Source organism: Nonomuraea insulae (genome assembly GCF_042656245.1).
The window spans coordinates 203,544-222,505 of record NZ_JBHSPA010000027.1; the positions used below are offsets into that span (position 1 = coordinate 203,544).

General features: G+C 69.1%; 16 protein-coding genes. 12 read left to right on the forward strand and 4 right to left on the reverse strand.

The annotated features are described in order from the left end of the window. The first annotated feature begins 21 nt into the window (after nt 1-21). From ACFPZ3_RS23260 to ACFPZ3_RS23270, 3 genes are all read left to right on the forward strand, one after another. Nucleotides 22-3,306: a glycosyltransferase gene (locus ACFPZ3_RS23260; RefSeq protein ID WP_379516311.1), complete on the forward strand. Its 3,285-nt coding sequence runs from the start codon at nt 22-24 to the stop codon at nt 3,304-3,306. Continuing rightward, nucleotides 3,303-4,595, forward strand: coding sequence for a DUF5719 family protein (locus tag ACFPZ3_RS23265; protein WP_379516312.1), 1,293 nt, complete (start codon nt 3,303-3,305; stop codon nt 4,593-4,595). Before ACFPZ3_RS23260 ends, ACFPZ3_RS23265 begins: the two co-directional genes overlap by 4 nt. Before the next feature lie 124 nt (nt 4,596-4,719). Next, on the forward strand, nt 4,720-5,319 hold the full coding sequence (locus tag ACFPZ3_RS23270) for a dihydrofolate reductase family protein (RefSeq protein WP_379516313.1): 600 nt from the start codon (nt 4,720-4,722) through the stop codon (nt 5,317-5,319). Between the two features lie 916 nt (nt 5,320-6,235). Here ACFPZ3_RS23270 and ACFPZ3_RS23275 read toward each other — a convergent pair. Together ACFPZ3_RS23275 and ACFPZ3_RS23280 are read right to left on the reverse strand one after the other, a co-directional pair. Then, nucleotides 6,236-6,568 (reverse strand): hypothetical protein, encoded by a 333-nt coding sequence (locus ACFPZ3_RS23275; RefSeq protein ID WP_379516314.1) that lies wholly within the window; start codon nt 6,566-6,568, stop codon nt 6,236-6,238. A 450-nt stretch (nt 6,569-7,018) separates the two neighbouring features. Then, nucleotides 7,019-7,459: a metallopeptidase family protein gene (locus ACFPZ3_RS23280; protein ID WP_379516315.1), complete on the reverse strand. Its 441-nt coding sequence runs from the start codon at nt 7,457-7,459 to the stop codon at nt 7,019-7,021. A 318-nt stretch (nt 7,460-7,777) separates the two neighbouring features. On the opposite strand from ACFPZ3_RS23280, the gene ACFPZ3_RS23285 reads away from it, so the two are divergent. From ACFPZ3_RS23285 to ACFPZ3_RS23305, 5 genes are read left to right on the forward strand one after another with little or no spacing between them, the layout of a single operon-like run. Then, nucleotides 7,778-8,146, forward strand: a complete 369-nt coding sequence (locus ACFPZ3_RS23285) for a DUF3499 domain-containing protein (RefSeq protein WP_127939882.1) — start codon at nt 7,778-7,780, stop codon at nt 8,144-8,146. Between the two features lie 41 nt (nt 8,147-8,187). After that, the gene (locus ACFPZ3_RS23290; RefSeq protein ID WP_379516316.1) at nt 8,188-9,537 is read left to right on the forward strand and encodes a phosphomannomutase/phosphoglucomutase; all 1,350 of its coding nucleotides are present in this window, start codon (nt 8,188-8,190) and stop codon (nt 9,535-9,537) included. After that, nucleotides 9,534-9,701, forward strand: coding sequence for a Trm112 family protein (locus ACFPZ3_RS23295; protein WP_379516317.1), 168 nt, complete (start codon nt 9,534-9,536; stop codon nt 9,699-9,701). Before ACFPZ3_RS23290 ends, ACFPZ3_RS23295 begins: the two co-directional genes overlap by 4 nt. Further along, nucleotides 9,698-10,804, forward strand: coding sequence for an SIS domain-containing protein (locus ACFPZ3_RS23300; protein ID WP_379516318.1), 1,107 nt, complete (start codon nt 9,698-9,700; stop codon nt 10,802-10,804). Before ACFPZ3_RS23295 ends, ACFPZ3_RS23300 begins: the two co-directional genes overlap by 4 nt. Before the next feature lie 49 nt (nt 10,805-10,853). After that, the gene (locus tag ACFPZ3_RS23305; protein WP_379516319.1) at nt 10,854-11,786 is read left to right on the forward strand and encodes a cation diffusion facilitator family transporter; all 933 of its coding nucleotides are present in this window, start codon (nt 10,854-10,856) and stop codon (nt 11,784-11,786) included. Between the two features lie 8 nt (nt 11,787-11,794). Here the strand turns inward: ACFPZ3_RS23305 and ACFPZ3_RS23310 are convergent, their stop codons facing one another. Then, nucleotides 11,795-12,130 (reverse strand): MerR family DNA-binding transcriptional regulator, encoded by a 336-nt coding sequence (locus tag ACFPZ3_RS23310; RefSeq protein ID WP_379516320.1) that lies wholly within the window; start codon nt 12,128-12,130, stop codon nt 11,795-11,797. Between the two features lie 103 nt (nt 12,131-12,233). Here ACFPZ3_RS23310 and ahcY point away from each other — a divergent pair, with 103 nt between their 5' ends. Both ahcY and ACFPZ3_RS23320 read left to right on the forward strand, forming a co-directional pair. Next, nucleotides 12,234-13,661: an adenosylhomocysteinase gene (ahcY, locus tag ACFPZ3_RS23315; RefSeq protein WP_379516321.1), complete on the forward strand. Its 1,428-nt coding sequence runs from the start codon at nt 12,234-12,236 to the stop codon at nt 13,659-13,661. Between the two features lie 319 nt (nt 13,662-13,980). Then, on the forward strand, nt 13,981-15,216 hold the full coding sequence (locus ACFPZ3_RS23320; protein ID WP_379516322.1) for an adenosylhomocysteinase: 1,236 nt from the start codon (nt 13,981-13,983) through the stop codon (nt 15,214-15,216). A gap of 57 nt (nt 15,217-15,273) precedes the next feature. Here ACFPZ3_RS23320 and ACFPZ3_RS23325 read toward each other — a convergent pair whose 3' ends face one another. Then, the gene (locus ACFPZ3_RS23325; RefSeq protein ID WP_379516323.1) at nt 15,274-15,909 is read right to left on the reverse strand and encodes a DUF305 domain-containing protein; all 636 of its coding nucleotides are present in this window, start codon (nt 15,907-15,909) and stop codon (nt 15,274-15,276) included. 165 nt (nt 15,910-16,074) lie between these two features. Here ACFPZ3_RS23325 and ACFPZ3_RS23330 point away from each other — a divergent pair, with 165 nt between their 5' ends. Together ACFPZ3_RS23330 and ACFPZ3_RS23335 are read left to right on the forward strand one after the other, a co-directional pair. Further along, entirely contained in the window at nt 16,075-17,475 is a 1,401-nt protein-coding gene (locus ACFPZ3_RS23330) for an LVIVD repeat-containing protein (RefSeq protein WP_379516324.1), read from the forward strand. Between the two features lie 82 nt (nt 17,476-17,557). Further along, nucleotides 17,558-18,943, forward strand: a complete 1,386-nt coding sequence (locus ACFPZ3_RS23335) for an LVIVD repeat-containing protein (protein ID WP_379516325.1) — start codon at nt 17,558-17,560, stop codon at nt 18,941-18,943. Nucleotides 18,944-18,962 lie beyond the last annotated feature (19 nt).

The following is an 18,962-nucleotide window of genomic DNA, read 5'->3' on the forward strand; positions in this document are numbered from 1 at the left end:
CCCCTCAGGAGTCACCCGCTCATGTCCCGTCCCTACGTCACCGTGATCGTCGTCGCTCATGACGGCGCGCGCTGGCTCGGGGAGACACTGCGCGCGCTGATCAACCAGAGCCGCAGGCCGGACCGGGTCGCGGGCGTCGACAACGGCAGCAGGGACGGCTCGGCCGACCTGCTCGCCCAGGCGCTCGGCCGCGGCAACCTGATCTCCCTGCCGCGCACCACCGGCTTCGGTGAGTCGGTCGCCCAGGCGCTGGCCAAGCTGCCGTCCGCCGGGCCCGAGGAGTGGATCTGGCTGCTCCATGACGACTGCGCCCCCGACAGGCGCGCGCTGGAGGCGCTGCTCGCCGCGGCCGAGCAGGATCCCAAGGCCGCCGTGCTCGGTCCCAAGCTGCGCGACTGGCTCGACCGCAGGCTGCTGCTGGAGCTGGGCGTGACCGTGGGCCGTACCGGGCGCAGGGACACGGGGCTGGAGCCGCGCGAGTTCGACCAGGGGCAGCACGACGGGACCAGGGACGTGCTGTCGGTGTCCACGGCCGGGATGCTGGTCCGGCGCGAGGTGTGGGAGCAGGTCGGCGGGCTCGATCCGTTCTTCCCGCTGTTCCGCGACGACCTCGACCTGTGCTGGCGGGTCCGTTACGCCGGCCACAAGGTCCTGAACGTGACCTCCGCCGTGGCCTGGCACGCCGAGGCGGCGGCCCGCAGGCGGCGGCGCATCGCGGTCAGCGGCGACCATCCGCGCCGCCTCGACCGGCGCAACGCGATCTTCGTGGTCATGGCGAACCTGCCGTTCTGGGCGATGTGGTGGGCCCTGCTCAGGAACATGATCGGCTCCGCCTTCCGCACACTGCTGTTCATCGTGAGCAAGCAGCCCGCGAACGCGCTGGACGAGGTGGTGGCCATGGCCTCGATCCTGGTGCACCCGCTCCGGCTGTTACGGGCCCGCCGGAGGCGCCGCCACGGCCGCAAGAGGGGATATATCCGCATAAAGCGGCTTATGACCCCGCGGGGCGCCGCCTACCGGCGCGTCACCGACATGATCCAGAGCTTCCTCGCCGGCGAGGTCCCCGTCGACTCCGCCGGCCGCCACCACGTCGTCTCCGACGGGGACCAGGAAGTCGTCCCGCCGCCCGACACCGGCGCCGTCAAGCGCTTCATCGGCCGCCCCGGCGTCATCCTCATGTTCGCGCTCACCATCGTCTCCCTGACAGCCGAGCGGTCTCTCCTCGGCGGCGAACGGCTCGGCGGGGGCGCACTGGTCCCGGTGACGGGCGGCGCGAGCGACCTGTGGGCCTTCTACACCGAGGGCTTCCACGACATCGGGCTCGGCTCCTCCGCCTGGACGCCGCCGTACGTGGCCGTGCTCGCCGCCCTGTCCACGCTCGCCCTCGACAAGACGTGGGTGGCGGTGTCCGTCCTGCTGCTGGGGTCGGTGCCGCTCGCCGGGGCCACGGCGTACCTGGCCACGCGGCACGTCATCCCGTCGGTCCCGGCCCGGGCGTGGGCGGCGGGGACGTACGCGCTCCTGCCCGTCGCCACCGGCGCCATCGCGGCGGGGCGCCTGGGCACGGCGGTGGTGTTCGTCCTGTTACCCGTGTACGCCTCCCTCGTCACGACCCTCCTGTCCGCCGAACGCCGCCGTGCCCGCCGGGCCGCCTGGGGGCTGGGGTTGTCGCTGGCGGTGGGGACGGCGTTCGTTCCGCTCGTGTATCCGCTGTTCGCGGTGCTGGGCGTGCTGGGAGCCCTCGCCTTCGGACGCGCCACCGCCACCCGGATCGCCGCCTCCACCCCGAGCACCGCCCCCACCTCCGCCCTCACCTCCACCCCCGCCTCCGCCCTCACCTCCACCCCCGCCTCCGCCCTCACCTCCGCCCCGAGCGTCGCGCCCGCTTCCAGCACCCTGTTCGCCCCGCTTGCGGCCCCCGTGCCCGGCGCCGCTCATTCCGACGGCCTCCGTGGTGAGGGCGGTGTTTCGGGTCGAGGTGGCGTACGTGGCGAAGGTGGCGCCCAGGCCGGGGAACGCCGCCGGCATGCGGGCGGCGGACGAGGCAGAGACGGGGGCGGTGGCGTGAGGGGCCGTGGTCGAGGACGTGCGGACGGACGCGCCGACGCCACCGTCGACGGACGTGCGGAGGGACGCGTCGCCGGACGCGGCGGCGGACGCGCGGACGGACGCGGCGGCGGTGGCGGCGGACGCGGGGACGGACGCGGGGACGGACGCGGCGGCGGTGGCGGCGCGGGGGTGAAGCTGGGGGATCGCGGTGGGGTCGTGGTGTCCATGGTCATCGCCCTCGCCGTGCCTCTGGTCCTCCTGCTGCCCTGGTTGATCGACCTGGTCACGACGGACCCCGGCAAGCTCCTGCTGGAGGCCGGTCTGCACGACCCCGCCGCGGCGCTCACCTCCGAGTCGTTGCTGACGCTCAGCCCGGGAGGGCCCGGTCTGCCGCCGTTCTGGGTGACGGCGGGGCTGGTGGCGGCGGCGCTGGCCGCACTGCTCATGCGCCGCCAGCGGATGATCGTCGCCATCGGCTGGGGCGTTGCACTCTACGGGGTGATGGCGGGCATCCTGATCAGCCGGATCACGGTCGAGGGGGCGCGGGTGTGGCCGGGGGTGCCGCTGGCGTTCGCGGGGACCGGGCTGGTCGTGCTCGTGGGCCTGACCGCTCACCGGCTGACCGAGTTACGCGCCGGGGGCGGGTTGCGGCGGCTGGGGGCGATGGCGGTGGCGGCGGTGGCGTTCAGCACGCCGTTGCTGGCCGCCGGTCACTGGATGGTCAACGGGGTACGCGGGCCGCTCGTCGGTGACGCGCCGGATGTGATGCCCGCGCTGGCGGCGTTCCGTACCACCGATGGGGAACGGACGTTGGTGATCAAGGGGTCGGCGTTCACGGTGCTGCACGGGCGTACACCGCTCATCGGCGAATCGGAGCTGCCCATCGCGTCCGAGGCCCGCGCCCGGGTGGGCGCGGCGGCGCAGGGCCTGGTCGGCGGGCGCGGCGGCGACGCGGCCACGCTGGCACGGCAGGGGATCGCGATGGTGGCCGTGGCGCCGCCCGTCTCGCCCCAACTGGCCAGGGCGCTGGACTCGCAGCCGTCCCTGGAACGCCTCAGCCTGTCGGAATGGGGCGGTTTGTGGCGCCTGGCCGAGCCGGTCACCCGCGTACCCGACCAGCCCGTCAACGTGGTGCACACCCCGTGGTTGTGGACGCAGGGGGCTCTGGTGCTCCTGGTGGCCCTCCTGGCGGCGCCAGGGCGACGCCCGCAGGAAGGCACGGAGACGGCCGCCGTGGCGCTGGCGGGGGCGTCATGAGAGCGTTCGTGGAGAACAGGTTCGGCCTGCTGGCGCTGGTCATCGTGTCCTTGATCGCCATGTACGGCATCGCGTACGTCACAGAACCCACCCCCATCCCACCCCCGCACGCCGGCCCGAAGAGGGTCGCGGTGGAGTCGGTCACCGCGGTGTGCCCGGGGGCGAAGGGGGAGCAGGTCAACGTGTACCTGCCGGGAGCCCTGAACGGGGAGACCATGGAGGACGCGAAGCCGTTCGTGACCAACGGCCCCGGCGGCCTGGAGGCCGGCTACCTCACCCGCACCGCCAAGGGCCTGGCCGGGATCCGCTGTACCGAGCCCACCCCCGCCACCTGGCTGGTGGGACCGGGGCCGGCGAACGCCGACGTACGCCTGCACCTCACGAACGCCGACAAGGCCCCCGCGCAGGCGGACGTCCAGGTGTACGCCGCGGAGGGCCCCATCTCGGGCGACGCCGGCATCGGCCTGGAGATCGCGCCCGGGGAGCACAAGGAGATCGACCTCAAGACGCTGGCCCCATCGGCCGACGTGATGTCCCTCAGCGTCACCACCGTCGTCGGCCGCGTGGCCGTGGCGGCCAGGACCACGCTGGAGGGAGGCGGCGTGGACTGGCTCCCGGCGGCGGCGCCACCGTCCACGCGCGTGGTCGTACCCGGCATTCCCGGCGGCGGCGGCCTGCGGCGCCTCCTGGTCGCGGCTCCCGGCGAGACGGACGCCACCGTGCAGATCAAGGCGGTGAGCGAGGACGCGGAGTACGCGATGAAGGGGCGGGAGTCGCTGGACGTGCCGGCGGGCAGCGTGGTCGCCCTGGACGTCACCACCGGCGTCGCCGGCTCCGCGGCCGCCCTGGTGCTCACCTCTCCCACCCCGATCGTCGCCGGACTGATCATCACCGGCATGGGCGAGCGCACCGACGTCGCCTTCACCGCCGGAACGCCGTCCCTGGAACTGGGCAGCGCGGTGGCCCGCAACAGCGCCGGCTCACAACTCCTGCTGACGGCGCTCGGCGGGGCCGGCAAGGTGCGGGTGCAGGTGGTGCCTGCCAAGGGCGAGCCGGGGGCGCCGTACGAGGTGGAGGTGGAGGCGGGGCGGACACGGGAGGTGAAGCTGAAGGCGAAGGGGGACTTCGCGGTGGTGGTCACGCCCGTGTCGGGGGAGGTGTACGGGGCGCGGGTCGTGGAAGAGCGGCAGAAGTCGGGCGTCCTGATCACCGCTCAGCCTTTGGCTCCGGCTCGCATGTGGACACTGCTCCCGCCGCTGACGGACACGCCCGACGTCGTCCTGCCTTGAGGCTTCCTACCTGCGGCATCGTCTCCGATCATCGGGAGTCTCGAAAAGATTCCGGCGGCATGTAGAGAACCGGCGAACGGCACCGACCTCCTCGTGAAAGCGCAGACGACCGGAGGTACTGAAAATGAGCAAGGTCACTTGTGACATGGCGATGTCCGTCGACGGCTTCACGGCCGGACCGCACCAGAGCCTGGACCAGCCGTTCGGCGAGGGCGCGGTCGACCGCCTGACCCAGTGGATGTTCAGCGAGCCCGAGCAGCACGCCGCCGTGATCGAGAACATCACCGCGGCAGGGGCGTTCATCATGGGCCGCAACATGTTCAGCCCCGGGCGCGGCGCCTGGGACCTGGACTGGAACGGCTGGTGGGGCGAGGAGCCGCCGTACCACGCGCCGGTCTTCGTCCTCACCCACCACCCGCGTGAGCAGCTGACGATGAAGGGCGGCACGACGTTCACCTTCGTCACCGACGGGATCGAGGCGGCCATGTCCCAGGCCCGCGAGGCCGCCGGCGACCGCGACGTGGCCATCGCCGGCGGCGCCGAGACGGTGAACCAGTACCTGGCGGCGGGCCTCATCGACGAACTGCGCCTGCACGTGGCGCCCGTGATCCTGGGGAGGGGGGAGCGGCTGATGGACAAGATCGGCGACACCACCCTCGAACCCGTCGGCGACCCCTCGGGCACCAGCCTCGTCACCCACCTGACGTACCGGGTGGTCCGATAACAGGCTCTTCGGGAGCCCGGGAGCCCGGGAGCCCGGGAGCCCGCAGGGGTCCGGGGGTTCCAGGGGTTCAGGGGGGTCCGGGGGGTCCGGGGGGTCCGGGCGGAACTGCATGGTCCTCCCAATAAGCCGCGCTACGCGCGAAGGGAGCTCGGGCTGCGTCCTGTGGGGGCCAGCCCCCACACCCCCGGGCGGGGACCTGCCGGTCCCCGCACCCCTCGGACGCGACCCCGACTACCGATGGGTGGACACGCTGCACCGGTGGCGTCCGCACGTCCCACATTGCTCGTGTCTGCAGGTGGTCGCGGTTTCCTGCTGCGATGAGTACCAGTTCTGCTCCGAAGGTGGTCATTACTTCGTCCTCCGCCCTGCCGGGGATGGGTACGAGGTGATCGGCAGGGGTGTTCACATCAGGGCACTCAGGGTGTGGGAAACCGTCATCGCCAGCCATCGCCATCATGAGCGGGACGGATCATGACTGTCCTGGCTCAACGGTTCGGCGGCGCAGGAATGGAAGCTCGGCTCATGCGGGGATCAAAGGCGAAGCGTGAGTCGGAAATGGCTACCGTCTGCGATGCTGGAGACATGTTGCGTCACGGGCGTAGGAAGAGCGGGGAGCCGAGCTTCTACTTCAAGGCGAGCCGCAGGTGGTGGTGGCAAAGGCCGGAGCCCTTCGACGACTTTGAAGACCTTCGATCGTCGAAGGGCGAAGAGCGGCTATGGCGCGTTGCCTGGTGGCAAAGAGGGTGGGGGGTGTGGCCGGGGGACGCCGACCCCATCACTGCCCAACCCGTGTACACCACTGTGAACATCCCTCAGGTGGATTCGGAAGCGGCCATGTGTTGGGCGGCCGGTGTCGTGCCGCCGAATCCACGTAACCACCTCAGCTGCTCATATCGGGGAGATCCGAGCGCACCTTTTAGGTGATCGATTCAGCGCGTTCGCAGTCCACGGAGGCGCTACTCGTCTCCTCTGTGACCTGGAAGCCTTCCCCGTTGATGAAGTGGCCAGATATGGAAGCCCTCGCGCGGTAGGTCCCATCCCGGCAGATTTTGACCAGCAGCGTGTAGGAGTTGGCTAGATCTGGCGGTTCGAAGTAGGAGTCGTGCGCCACTTCGTACCAGTCCGCGAAGAGGCCGTCCTTGTGCTCGATGGAGATCCTTGCCATGAAGGCGGCGATGACCTTCCGGTCGCACGTGATGTGAAGAGTAGCCCGGACCTTCGGTGCCGCAGGACCGAATCGCACGGCCACGGGCGGACCCCAAGAATTGGTGCATCCGTGCTTGCCTTCGGGGTGGGTGGTGGTGCTGCCGGGGGCGGAGCATCCGGCAGGGACAGTGGCCAGGCTGACAGCCAGCGCTGAGGTAGTGGCCAACGAGATCCACATATAGGGACCTTCCTATGGGGGGGATCAACGCCCATAGGCTAAAGTGTTCGAGTACTCTCTGTACTCGATAGATCACTTTTCGTGACAAGGTGGACTGGCGGGCTGTCCGTGCGGTAAATGGGGTCGCGTCCGGGGAGCGCGAGGGGCCGGCAGGCCCTTCGCCGGGGGTGTGGGGGCTCGCCCCCACAGGACGCAGCCCGAGTCCCCATCGCGCGTAGCGCGGCTTAATGGGAGGACCATGCAGTTTCCCCCGGACCTCAGGCGTCCACCGGGAGCCCCTGGCGTACCCCCGTAAAGCCTCCGAAGCCTCCGGGGTTAGCGGCGGTCGTCGTAGCCCGGGTCGACCGTTTCGGGGGACAGGCCCAGCAGGGTAGCGACCTGTTCCACCACCGTGTCGTGGACCATCGCGCCCAGCATGTCCCTGTCTCTCGCCCTGGCCTCCAGCGGACGCCGATACACCACGACGGCGGCCGGCGACTTCCCGCTGGCGGTGTCCGCGCGGCCGAAGGGGATGGGGTCGGAGTTGAGGCGGGGCCCGTCCCCGAGCTCGCTCAACGGCGGCACTTCCTCCACCGCGAACTCCACCGCCGCCAGTTGTTTCTCCCAGCGGGGCCTGAGCCGGTCGACCGCGTCGAGCACCAGGTCGTCGAAGCGTTCGCTGCGGGCCTTGGCCATGGGGACGTGGGCGGGGGCGAGCGGGCCGCGGAGGCCGCGACCGTGGCGATCGCGCCGTCTGGGACCGCGCTTCTGAGTCACGGGAGCAAGTGTACGGGGCCGGTCCCTCCATCCTCGGAAGCGGTGGGAGCGCGGCTTTGTGGTGAAGGTCATGGGGAGGGGATGTCGGGGGTTTTGGTCGGGAAAGGGGGGCGGGGATTCGCGGGGAAGATCGTGGGGCGGGGGATGATTGGGCAGGTGGTGGGGTGGGGAAGCCGGGGAGGGAAACGCGGGGGGAGGGGTGGAAAGTGTGGGGCATGTGGGTGGAAAGGCTGCGACAGGTGTCCGAATTGTGGCGACACGCTCGTTAAGAGTGCTCAGGTAGTGGCGCCTCGCACTCTTAGCAGATACGGTCCCTCCGTGAGCCCCGTCCGCCGCTGTTCCCGCACCGCCTGCAGCCAGCCTGCAGTCTTCACGCTCACGTACGTATACGCCGACTCGACCGCTGTTCTAGGCCCCCTGGCGACGTACGCGGAGCCACATTGTTATGACCTGTGCGCCGAACATGCCGAGCGGCTGACCGCTCCCCGCGGCTGGGAGGTGGTACGGCTGCCGACGGACGGCGCCTCACCCAGTTCCGACGATCTCGAAGCGCTGGCCAACGCGGTCAGGGAGGCCGCGCGGCCCACGTCGTCCGGTGGAGGTGAGCCGGTGGGGCAGGGCGTCGAGGTCGGCCGTCGCGGGCACCTGCGCGTTCTGAGGTCGGCCCAGCAGCACCGTGACCGGTAGGCTCGTTCACACGGAGGAGACGACCTAAGGGCGGAGCTGGAGTGGGCGACCTCGCCAAGATCTTCAAAGCGTACGACGTTCGCGGAGTGGTGCCCGACGAGTTCGACGAGCCGATCGCCGAGGCGGTGGGGGCGGCCTTCGTCGAGGTGACAGGGGCGGCGTCGGTCGTGGTCGCGCATGACATGCGTGAGTCGTCGCCGGTGCTGGCCGAGGCGTTCATCCGCGGGGCCCGTTCGCGCAGTGCCGATGTCGTGCACGCGGGGCTGGGCTCGACCGATCTGCTCTACTACGCCAGCGGCAGCCTCGGGCTGCCGGGCGTGATGTTCACCGCCAGCCACAACCCCGCGCGGTACAACGGCATGAAGATGTGCCGGTCCGGCGCGGTGCCGATCGGTGGCGACACGGGGCTGATCGAGATCCGCGACAGGGCGGCCGAGCTGGTCGGGACGATCGCGGCGCCGGGCGGGTCGCTGATCGAGAAAGACCTGCTCACGGGATACGCCGACTACCTGCGCACGCTGGTCGACCTGCGGGGGATCAGGCCGCTGAAGGTGGTCGTCGACGCGGGTAACGGGATGGGCGGCTACACGGTTCCCGCCGTGTTCGACGGGCTGCCGATCGAGCTCACCCCGCTCTACTTCGAGCTCGACGGGAATTTCCCCAACCACGACGCCAACCCGCTGGAGCCGCAGAATCTGGTCGATCTGCAGCGCGCCGTGATCGAGACCGGCGCGGACCTGGGGCTGGCCTTCGACGGTGACGCCGACCGGTGCTGGGTGATCGATGAGCGGGGGCGGTCGGTCCCGCCGTCCGCCGTCACGGCGCTGGTGGCGGTGCGGGAGCTGGCGAAATACTCCGGGGCGACGATCATTCACAATCTGATCACGTCGCTCGGCGTGCCGGAGATCGTGCGGGAGCACGGCGGTGTCCCGGTGCGCACACGGGTGGGGCACTCGTTCATCAAGGCCGAGATGGCGCGGACGGGGGCCGTGTTCGGCGGTGAGCACTCCGCCCACTACTACTTCAGGGACTTCTGGTTCGCCGACTCCGGGATGCTGGCCGCCATGCACGTGCTGGCCGCGCTCGGGGAGCAGGAGCAGGTGCTGTCGGAGGTGGTGTCGGCCTACTCGCGTTACCACGCCTCAGGAGAGGTCAACAGCGCCGTCTCCGACCAGGCGCGGGCGGTGCGGCAGGTGAAGGACGCGTTCGCGGGGCGCGGCGAGTTCGACGAGCTCGACGGGCTGACCGTGAGCGGGTCGGGCTGGTGGTTCAACCTGCGGGCCTCCAACACCGAGCCGCTGCTCAGGCTGAACGCCGAGGCCGGCGACGAGGGCAAGATGACGGCGATCAGGGACGAGGTCCTCGCCATTGTGGGAAAGGTGTCAGAGTGAAGATCGACGACTGGCTGCTGGAGATCCTGGCCTGCCCGGCGTGCAAGGCTCCGCTGCGGGCCGAGACCGAGTCCGAGGAGCTGGTCTGCACCGGGTGCGGCCTGATCTACCCGGTCAGGGATGACATTCCCGTTCTGCTCGTCGATGAGGCCAGGAAGCCGTGACCTGGGAGCCGGAGCGGCTCGAAGACCAGCGTCACCTGAGTGAGGGCGACCCCGGCGGCATGTTGCCTGCGGTCGCCGCCTCCGCGGCCCACGTGCGCACCGGCTACCGCAACGCCGTCGAAGCCCGCCTCGATCGCCTCGGCGATCATGGGCGTCCGCGCGCCATCGTGGTCGTGGGGATGGGCGCCTCGGGCATCGCCGGCGACATCCTGGCGGCCGTCGTCGGCAACGGCGCGCCGCTGCCGATCGTGACCGTGCGCTCCTACCAGCTCCCCGGCTGGGTGGGGGCCACCGACCTGGTCATCGCCGTCTCCGGCTCGGGTGACACCGAGGAGACGCTGTCCGTCACCACCCAGGCCGTGCGGCGCGGTTGCACGGTGCTCGGTGTGGGCGCCCCCGGTTCTCCGCTGGAGTCCATCGCCACCCAGGCGTCGGCCCTCTACGTGCCGGTGCCGATCAGCGGTCAGTCGAGGGCGAACCTGTGGTTGCTGGCCGTGCCGCTCATCGTGGCGGCCGCCGCGCTGCGGCTGGTGCAGGCGGACGCGGAGCTGTTCGAGCGGGTGGCCGGGTCGCTGGAGGACATGGCGAACCGGTGCCGGCCGTCCAGCGACTCGTTCATCAACCCGGGCAAGTCACTGGCGACGGATCTGGCCGAGTCCGTGCCGATGATCTGGGGATCCTCGGCGGTCGCGTCCGTGGCCGCGTACCGGCTGGTCTGCCAGCTCAACGCGAACGCGAAATATCCCGCCATCCACGGCGAGCTGCCCGAGGCCGACCACCACCAGGTGGCGGTCTTCGACGGGCCGATGGCCGAACGTGACATCTTCGCCGACACCGCCGCCCGCACGATCAGGCTCGTCGTCCTGCGGGACGTGGACGAGCACCCCCAGGTGACGCGGCGGCGCGAGGCGTCGTTGCGGCTGGCGCGCGAGCGCGACGTGCCGGTCACCGAGCTCGCGGCGGTAGGCGCGCATCCGCTGGAGCGGATCGCGAGTCTGGTCGGGCTCGGCGACTACGCCAGCACCTATCTCGCGCTGGGGTATGGCGTCGATCCCACCTCTGTGTCGGCGATCACTGAGGTAAAGGCCAGGATTTCCCAATAGGATCCCCTTTCAGGCCTTTGTAGTTGATCTTTATGAGTGGAGCAGACCGGTGAGCGCGAGCGGCGGAACTAAGGCAATCATTGCGGCATTGTCCGCGAACTTGGCGATCGCCGTGGCCAAGTTCGTGGCGGCGTTCTTCACCGGGTCCTCCTCGATGCTGGCGGAGGGCATCCACTCGGTCGCCGACTCGGGCAACCAGGTGCTGCTGCTGGTGGGCGGCAAGCGGGCGGCCAGGGCCAGCACCAAGGAGCACCCGTTCGGCTACGGTCGCGAGCGTTACTTCTACGCCTTCGTGGTGGCCGTGGTGCTGTTCACGATCGGCGCGGCGTTCTCGGTTTACGAGGGCGTCCACAAGCTCTCCGATCCGCACCCGGTGGAGGCGCCGATCTGGGCGTTCGCGGTGCTGATCTTCGCGATCATCGCGGAGGGATTCTCGTTCCGTACGGCGATCAAGGAATCGAATCACGTACGCGGTAAGCAGTCGTGGGTCGCCTTCATCCGCCGCTCCAAGTCCCCCGAACTGCCCGTCATCCTGCTGGAGGACCTGGGCGCGCTGCTCGGCCTGATCTTCGCGCTGTTCGGCGTGACGATGGCGGTCCTGACCGGCGACGGCGTCTGGGACGGTATCGGCACCCTGATGATCGGTGTGCTGCTGGCGGTGATCGCGGTCGTGCTGGCCATCGAGACCAAGTCGCTGCTCGTGGGCGAGGGTGCGTCGCCTGAGGTGGAGGAGCAGATCCGCGTCGCGCTGGAGGGCGCGCCCGAGGTGGCTCGGGTCATCCACATGAGGACGCTGCACCTCGGGCCCGAGGAGCTGCTGGTGGCCGCGAAGATCGCGGTCGAGCACAACGACACGGCCACCGAGGTCGCGCACGGGATCGACGAGGCCGAGCGGCGCATTCGCGCGGCGGTGCCGATCGCCCGCGTCATCTACCTGGAGCCCGACCTCGACCGTCTCCGCAGCACCTCCGCCTCCACCTGACACGGAGGTCAGCGAGGACGATTGAGGAGGCGCAGGGCCTTCTCCTTCTCGAAGTCGAGGGCCCTGCGGGGTATCTGGATGCGCCCGATCCGTACCCCCAGGTCCCGCACGGCGGCCGCCACGGCCGGTTCGCTGAGCGCCCGGAGCGCGAAGGCCAGCTCGGCCGGCGACACGTCGAACTGCTTCTCCAGCTCCACCCCCTGAGCGACGGCGGCCAGCTCGTCGGGGCCGAAGCGCCGGTGCGCACCCTGCTCCCGCACCGGCGGCAGGAGGCCGAGAGCCTCCCGGTATCGGAGCATTCGTGCAGACATGCCGAGCCGCTTCGCTGCTTCCGTGATGCGCATTCTTACATTCTTACGTCAGATTCACCGTCTGCGAGATGCATCCTCGTACGGACCCCGCCTAGACTCATCCGCGACAACCATCCGTGATGCGAGGGGAAACCCGATGGACTTCAAGGTCGCAGACCTTTCACTTGCCGACTTCGGCCGCAAGGAGATCCGGCTCGCCGAGCATGAGATGCCCGGCCTCATGGCGGTTCGCAAGGAATACGCGGCCTCCCAGCCCCTCCGTGGCGCGAAGGTCATGGGCTCCCTGCACATGACGATCCAGACCGCCGTTCTCATCGAGACGCTGGTGGCGCTGGGCGCCGACGTGCGCTGGGTGAGCTGCAACATCTTCTCCACGCAGGACCACGCCGCCGCCGCGGTGGTCGTCGGCGCCGACGGCACTGTGGACGACCCGAAGGGCGTGCCGGTGTTCGCCTGGAAGGGCGAGACGCTGGAGGAATACTGGTGGTGCACCGAGCAGGCGCTGAGCTGGCCTGACGGAAGCGCCCCCAACATGATCCTCGATGACGGCGGCGACGCCACGCTGCTGGTCCACAAGGGCGCCGAATACGAGAAGGCCGGAGCCGTGCCCCCCGCCACCGCCGACGACCCGGAGGAGTGGCACGTCATCATCGACGTGCTCACCCGCACGGTCGGCGCGGACAAGAAGTGGTCCAAGGTCGCCGAGAGCATCAAGGGCGTCACCGAGGAGACCACCACCGGCGTGCACCGCCTCTACGAGATGCACAAGAACGGCCAGCTGCTCTTCCCGGCGATCAACGTCAACGACTCGGTCACCAAGTCGAAGTTCGACAACAAGTACGGCTGCCGCCACTCCGTCATCGACGGCCTCAACCGCGCCACCGACGTGCTGATCGGCGGCAAGGTGGCCGTGGTCTGCGGCTACGGCGACGTCGGCAAGGGCTGCGCCGACGCGCTGCGCGGCCAGGGCGCCCGCGTGATCGTCACCGAGATCGACCCGATCTGCGCGCTCCAGGCGGCCATGGACGGCTTCCAGGTGACCACGCTCGAGGACGTCGTCGGCATCGCGGACATCTTCGTGACCTGCACCGGCAACTTCAACATCATCACCGCCGCGGACATGGCGAAGATGAAGCACCAGGCGATCGTCTCCAACATCGGCCACTTCGACAACGAGATCGACATGGCGGGGCTGGCCAAGCTGCCCGGCATCGTGCGGAACAACATCAAGCCGCAGGTCGACGAGTGGATCTTCGCCGACGGGCACTCGATCCTCGTGCTGGCCGAGGGCCGCCTGATGAACCTGGGCTGCGCGACCGGCCACCCGAGCTTCGTGATGTCCAACTCGTTCACCAACCAGGTGATCGCGCAGATCGAGCTGTTCACGAAGACGTCCGAGTACCCGATCGGGGTCTACACGCTGCCCAAGCACCTCGACGAGAAGGTCGCCCGCCTGCACCTGAGCGCCCTCGGCGTGAAGCTCACCGAGCTGAGCAAGGACCAGGCCGCCTACATCGGCGTCCACATCGAGGGCCCCTACAAGCCCGACCACTACCGGTACTAAACCTTCTGCTCCATGCGGATCAGCTCCGGAGGGTGGCTTCTCGCCTTCCGGAGCTCTCCCATACCGACGGTGGGTTCTCGCCTTTGGCGCTCTCCCATACCGGAGGGTGGGTTCTCGCCTTTCGGCGCTCTCCCATACCGGAGGGTGAATTCTCACCTTCCGGAGCTCTCCCATACCCCCATCCATCCCTTACGGCAGGCCAAGCAACCCGCACGCGCCGCACCCCCTTCCCGCCCGTCATGGCCGGTCGTGAAGGCTCACGGGCAGGGCGCCGTGACGAGCGTCCTCTTGGCCGCGTTCTTCGGCAAAAGGCAGCTCCATGGATCTCAGTGAAAGCGGAGAGCGGCAGATCTCCTGGGCCGCTCGTTCGATGCCGGTGTTGACCGCGATCGGTGAGCGGTTCGCGCTCGAACGGCCGCTCGACGGGCTGAAGATCGCTGCCTGCCTGCACGTCACCGCCGAGACGGCCGTGCTCCTGGGGGCGCTGAAGGCGGGGGGCGCGGAGATCGCCCTGGCCGCCTCCAACCCGTTGTCCACGCAGGACGACGTGGCCGAGGCTCTGCGGAGCTATGGGATTCAGGTGTATGCCCGCGCCGGGGTAGATCGCACGGCCTACTACCGGCACATCCACCAGGCGCTCGACCTCGGGCCCGACCTCGTGCTGGACGACGGCTGCGACCTGGTCAACATCCTGCACACCGAGCGCACCGACCTGCTCGACGGGGTGAGCGGGGGGTGTGAGGAGACCACGACCGGGATCATCCGGTTGCGGCAGATGGCGGCCGAGGAGGCGTTGCGGTTTCCCGTCGTGGCCGTGAACGACACCCGTACGAAGCGCATGTTCGACAACCGGTACGGGACGGGACAGTCCACGCTGGACGGGATCATGCGGGCCACCAACACCATGCTGGCGGGGCGGACCGTGGTCGTGGCGGGGTTCGGGTACTGCGGGCGGGGGGTGGCCGAGCGGGCCAAGGGGTTCGGCGCGCGGGTGATCGTGACCGAGATCGACGCCGTGAAGGCGCTCGACGCGACCCTGCAGGGTTACGAGGTGCGGCCGATGGCGCAGGCGGCCATGACCGGGGACCTGTTCGTCACCGTGACCGGCAACCGTGACGTGATCAGGGCCGAGCACCTGGCCGTGATGAAGGACGGCGCGATCCTGGCCAACGCGGGGCACTTCGACGTGGAGATCGACGTGCGGGCGCTGGACGAGCTGGCCCAGGAGGTGCACAGGGGGGTGCGGCCCAACACCGACGAGTACGTCATGCCCGACGGGCGCCGGCTCCTGCTGCTCGCCGAAGGCCGCCTGGTCAACCTCACCGCCGCCGAGGGGCATCCGGCGGCCGTCATGGACATGTCGTTCTCCGCGCAGGCCCTCGCCGTGGCCTGGCTGGCGGGTGAGCGCGCCAACCTCGCGCCCGGGGTCTATGACGTGCCAGAGGAGATCGATCACGAGGTGGCCAGGCTCAAGCTGGCGGCCACCGGAATCGGCATCGACGTCCTCACCGCCGAGCAGGAGGACTACCTCCACTCCTGGCGCGTCGGCTCCTGACCTCAACCGGCACCCGGCCGAGCGCAGCGGCCTGGACGGTGCGCGTGGCCCGAGATGCTACTGGGCTGCCTGCATCTCCTGCATGCGGCGGATCTCGGCCGTCTGCTCCACGCTGATCTCGTTGGCCAGTTCCTCGATCCTGATGTGGGAGCCGCCGGTCAGCACCTGCTCCGACATCTTGATCGCCCCCAGATGGTGGTTGATCATGAGCTGCAGGAACATCCGGTCGAAGTCCTTGCCCTTGGCCGCCTTCAGTGCCTCGATCTGTTCCGGTGTGGCCATCCCCGGCATGCCGTCATGGGCCGCGTGATGGTCGGGCACCTGCTGCTCCTGCTCCCGCAGCCACGTGGTCATGAACTGGATCTCCGGGCCCTGCGCGGCCTGGATGCGATCCGCGAGGCTCTTCAGCTTGGCCGAGTCGGCCCGGCTGGGGGCGAGGAGCGACATGTCCATGGCCTGCCGGTGGTGGACGACCATGTTCTGGGCGTAGGTGATGTCGGCGGCGTTGGCCGTCGGGGAGGGCACGGCGGTGGCGGCCTCGGCGGGGGAGAGGGTCTTGGCCTGCTCGCCCGGCCGGCCCGGTGCGATCACGGGCGCCGTGGAGTCGGCTCGCGGGGTCTGCGGGGGCGTACTGGAGCTGCAGCCGGAGAGGACGACGACCAGGCTCACGATGCCGACGAGCGCAGCGCGCACTCAACCTCCTGACTGGTTTGGTCCAGAATGCGCACTCTAGGCGATAAGTGGACAAATTTAAAGAGGTCGAATCGCAATAAAATTTGACATGTTGGACGCTGGCATGGAAGGCCGAGAAGGGTGAGGATGGCGTAGATTTATGCCCTCTTTATCGGAGGTTCCCGAGTGTTAACCCCCCGCAGAGCCCTCACCCTGGTCGCGGCGCTGGTCGCGCTGGCGGGCGTCGTAGCGCCGGCCCAGGCTGCGGACATCCCGGCTCCCGGTCAGATCGTCATGAGCCCCAACATCAGGCACGTCACCAACGTGCCCAAGCCCGAGGCCCTGGCTGACATCCACACGGACATGGCCTTCCAGGGCGACTACGCCTACGTCGGCAACTACTACGGCTTCTCCATCTACGACATCAGGAACCCGAAGCGCACGTCGGTGGTCAGCTCCGTGGTCTGCCCCGGCGGCCAGATGGACGTGTCCGTCTACGGCAACCTGCTGTTCGGGTCCGTCGACTCCTCCCGCAACAACGACTCCTGCAGCAGCGCCTCGCAGAGCGCCACGGTCAAGGAGTCGTGGGAGGGCATCCGCATTTTCGACGTCTCGGACAAGGCCAGCCCGAAGTATGTCAAGTCGGTCGAGACGAACTGCGGCTCGCACACGCACACGCTGGTGCCCGACCGCAGCGGCAGGAACGTCTACCTCTACATCTCCTCCTACGGGCCGAACGACACGTTCCCCGACTGCAAGACGCCGCATGACCTGATCTCGATCGTCAAGGTGCCGGTGAAGAACCCGGCGGCCGCGACGGTCATCGCCACGCCCAACCTGTTCCCCGACGGCGGGTTCCCGGGCGTGCCGGGGTCGTACCCGAACGGCCACTCCGCCACCACCGGCTGCCACGACATCACGGCCTACCCGGAGAAGGGCATCGCCGCCGGCGCCTGCATGGGCGAGGGCGTCCTGCTCGACATCCGCAACCCCGAGCAGCCCAGGGTCACCGCGACCGCGAGGGACGAGGTGAACTTCGCCTTCTGGCACTCGGCCACGTTCAACAACGACGGCACGAAGGTCATCTTCACCGACGAGCTCGGTGGCGGCACCAGGGCGACCTGCAACGAGGCCATCGGCCCTGACAAGGGCGCGAACGCGTACTACGACATCGTCCGCGGGCAGCTCCAGTACAGGAGCCACTTCAAGATCTCCCGGCACCAGGCCGACACCGAGAACTGCGTGGCGCACAACGGCTCGCTGATCCCGGTCAAGGGCCGCGACATCATGGTGCAGGCGTGGTACCAGGGCGGGATCTCGGTGGTCGACTTCACCGACTCCGCGCACCCGCAGGAGATCGCCTACTTCGAGCGCGGGCCCGACAGCACGGCCCCCGCGCTGAGCGGCGGCTTCTGGTCCGCCTACTACTACAACGGCTACATCTACGGCTCCGACTTCAACCTGGGCCTCGATGTGCTGAAGATCAACGACTGGCGTACGAACAAGGCCGACGGGGTCAAGATGCGCTCGCTGAACGCGCAGACGCAGGCGTCGTACCCCGAACGAGGGCACGGCCACGACCACTGATCACCAGGACGGCGGGGGCCTCGACCGGGTCCCCGCCTCTCCTGTTCTCCACGTGTTCCCACAGGTTCAAGGAGGCTCCCGAGTGACCCGATCGCGCCGCTCACTCGTCGTGGCGGCGGCCGCCGCCGTCTTAGCGCTGGCAGGCGTGCCCGCCCTGGCCGCAGACATCCCGCCGCCCGACGCGGTGGTCACCAGCCCGAACGTGACCCACGTTCTGAACATCCCCAAACCCGCCGCCATCGCCGCCACCATCAACACCGACATCGCCTTCCAGGGCGACTACGCCTACGTCGGCAACTACGGCGGCTTCTCGATCTACGACATCAGGAACCCCAAGAAGGCCAAGGCCGTCAGCTCCGTCGTCTGCCCCGGCTCCCAGATGGACGTCAGCGTCTACGACAACCTGCTGTTCACCGCCGTGGACTCCTCCCGCAGCGACGACTCGTGCAACAGCACGAGCCTGGGCGCCGACCAGAAGGCGGCCTGGGAAGGCGTCCGCATCTTCGACGTCTCGGACAAGGCCAACCCGAGATACGTCAAGTCCGTCGAGACCAACTGCGGCTCCCACACCCTGACCCTGGTGCCGGGCAAGGGCCGCGACCGGAACAAGAACGTCTACGTCTACGTGTCGTCGTACTCTCCGGCCGCGAACTTCCCCGACTGCTCGCCGCCGCACGACAAGATCTCGATCATCAAGGTGCCGCTGCGTGACCCGGCCTCGGCCGCGGTCGCCTCCACACCGGTCGTCTTCCCCGACGGCGGCAACGAGACCCAGCCCGGGCTGCTCGTACCGACCAGCGGCTGCCACGACATCACCACCTACGCCGAGAAGGACATCGCGGCGGGCGCGTGCATGGGTGACGGCGTGTTGTTCGACATCTCCGACCGGCTGAACCCGAAGGTCACCGCCAGGACCACCGACCCGAACTTCGCGTTCTGGCACTCGGCCACCTTCAGCAACGACGCCAGGAAGGTCGTCTTCACCGACGAGCTCGGCGGCGGCGGAGCGGCCACCTGCAACGAGGCCACCGGGCCGAACCGCGGGGCGGACGCCATCTACGAGATCGTCCGCGGGCAGCTCGTGTTCAAGAGCTACTACAAGATCCCGCGCTACCAGGACAACAGCGAGAACTGCGTGGCCCACAACGGCTCGCTGATCCCCGTCAAGGGCCGCGACATCATGGTCCAGGCCTGGTACATGGGCGGGCTGTCGGTATGGGACTTCACCGACACCGCCAACCCGAGGGAGATCGGCTACTTCGAGCGCGGTCCCCGCTCGGTCGGCGGTGGCGGCGGCATCTGGTCCGCCTACTACTACAACGGCTACATCTACGCCGCCGACTTCCACGAGGGACTCGACGTCATCAAGATCGACGATCGGCTCACGAACAGCGCCAAGGACGTTCGTACCGACCGGTTGAACACGCAGACGCAGGAGTCGTACCGCACTGGAGGTCACCACTGGTGAGGTGACGACTCGCGCGCCC

Excerpts from the sequence above, each read along its gene's own strand:
- ACFPZ3_RS23260 (WP_379516311.1), top strand. The coding sequence starts at position 22 with ATGTCCCGTCCCTACGTCACCGTGATCGTCGTCGCTCATGACGGCGCG.
- ACFPZ3_RS23265 (WP_379516312.1), top strand. The coding sequence starts at position 3,303 with ATGAGAGCGTTCGTGGAGAACAGGTTCGGCCTGCTGGCGCTGGTCATC.
- ACFPZ3_RS23310 (WP_379516320.1), bottom strand. The coding sequence starts at position 12,130 with ATGCGCATCACGGAAGCAGCGAAGCGGCTCGGCATGTCTGCACGAATG.
- ACFPZ3_RS23320 (WP_379516322.1), top strand. The coding sequence starts at position 13,981 with ATGGATCTCAGTGAAAGCGGAGAGCGGCAGATCTCCTGGGCCGCTCGT.
- ACFPZ3_RS23270 (WP_379516313.1), top strand. The coding sequence starts at position 4,720 with ATGAGCAAGGTCACTTGTGACATGGCGATGTCCGTCGACGGCTTCACG.
- ahcY (WP_379516321.1), top strand. The coding sequence starts at position 12,234 with ATGGACTTCAAGGTCGCAGACCTTTCACTTGCCGACTTCGGCCGCAAG.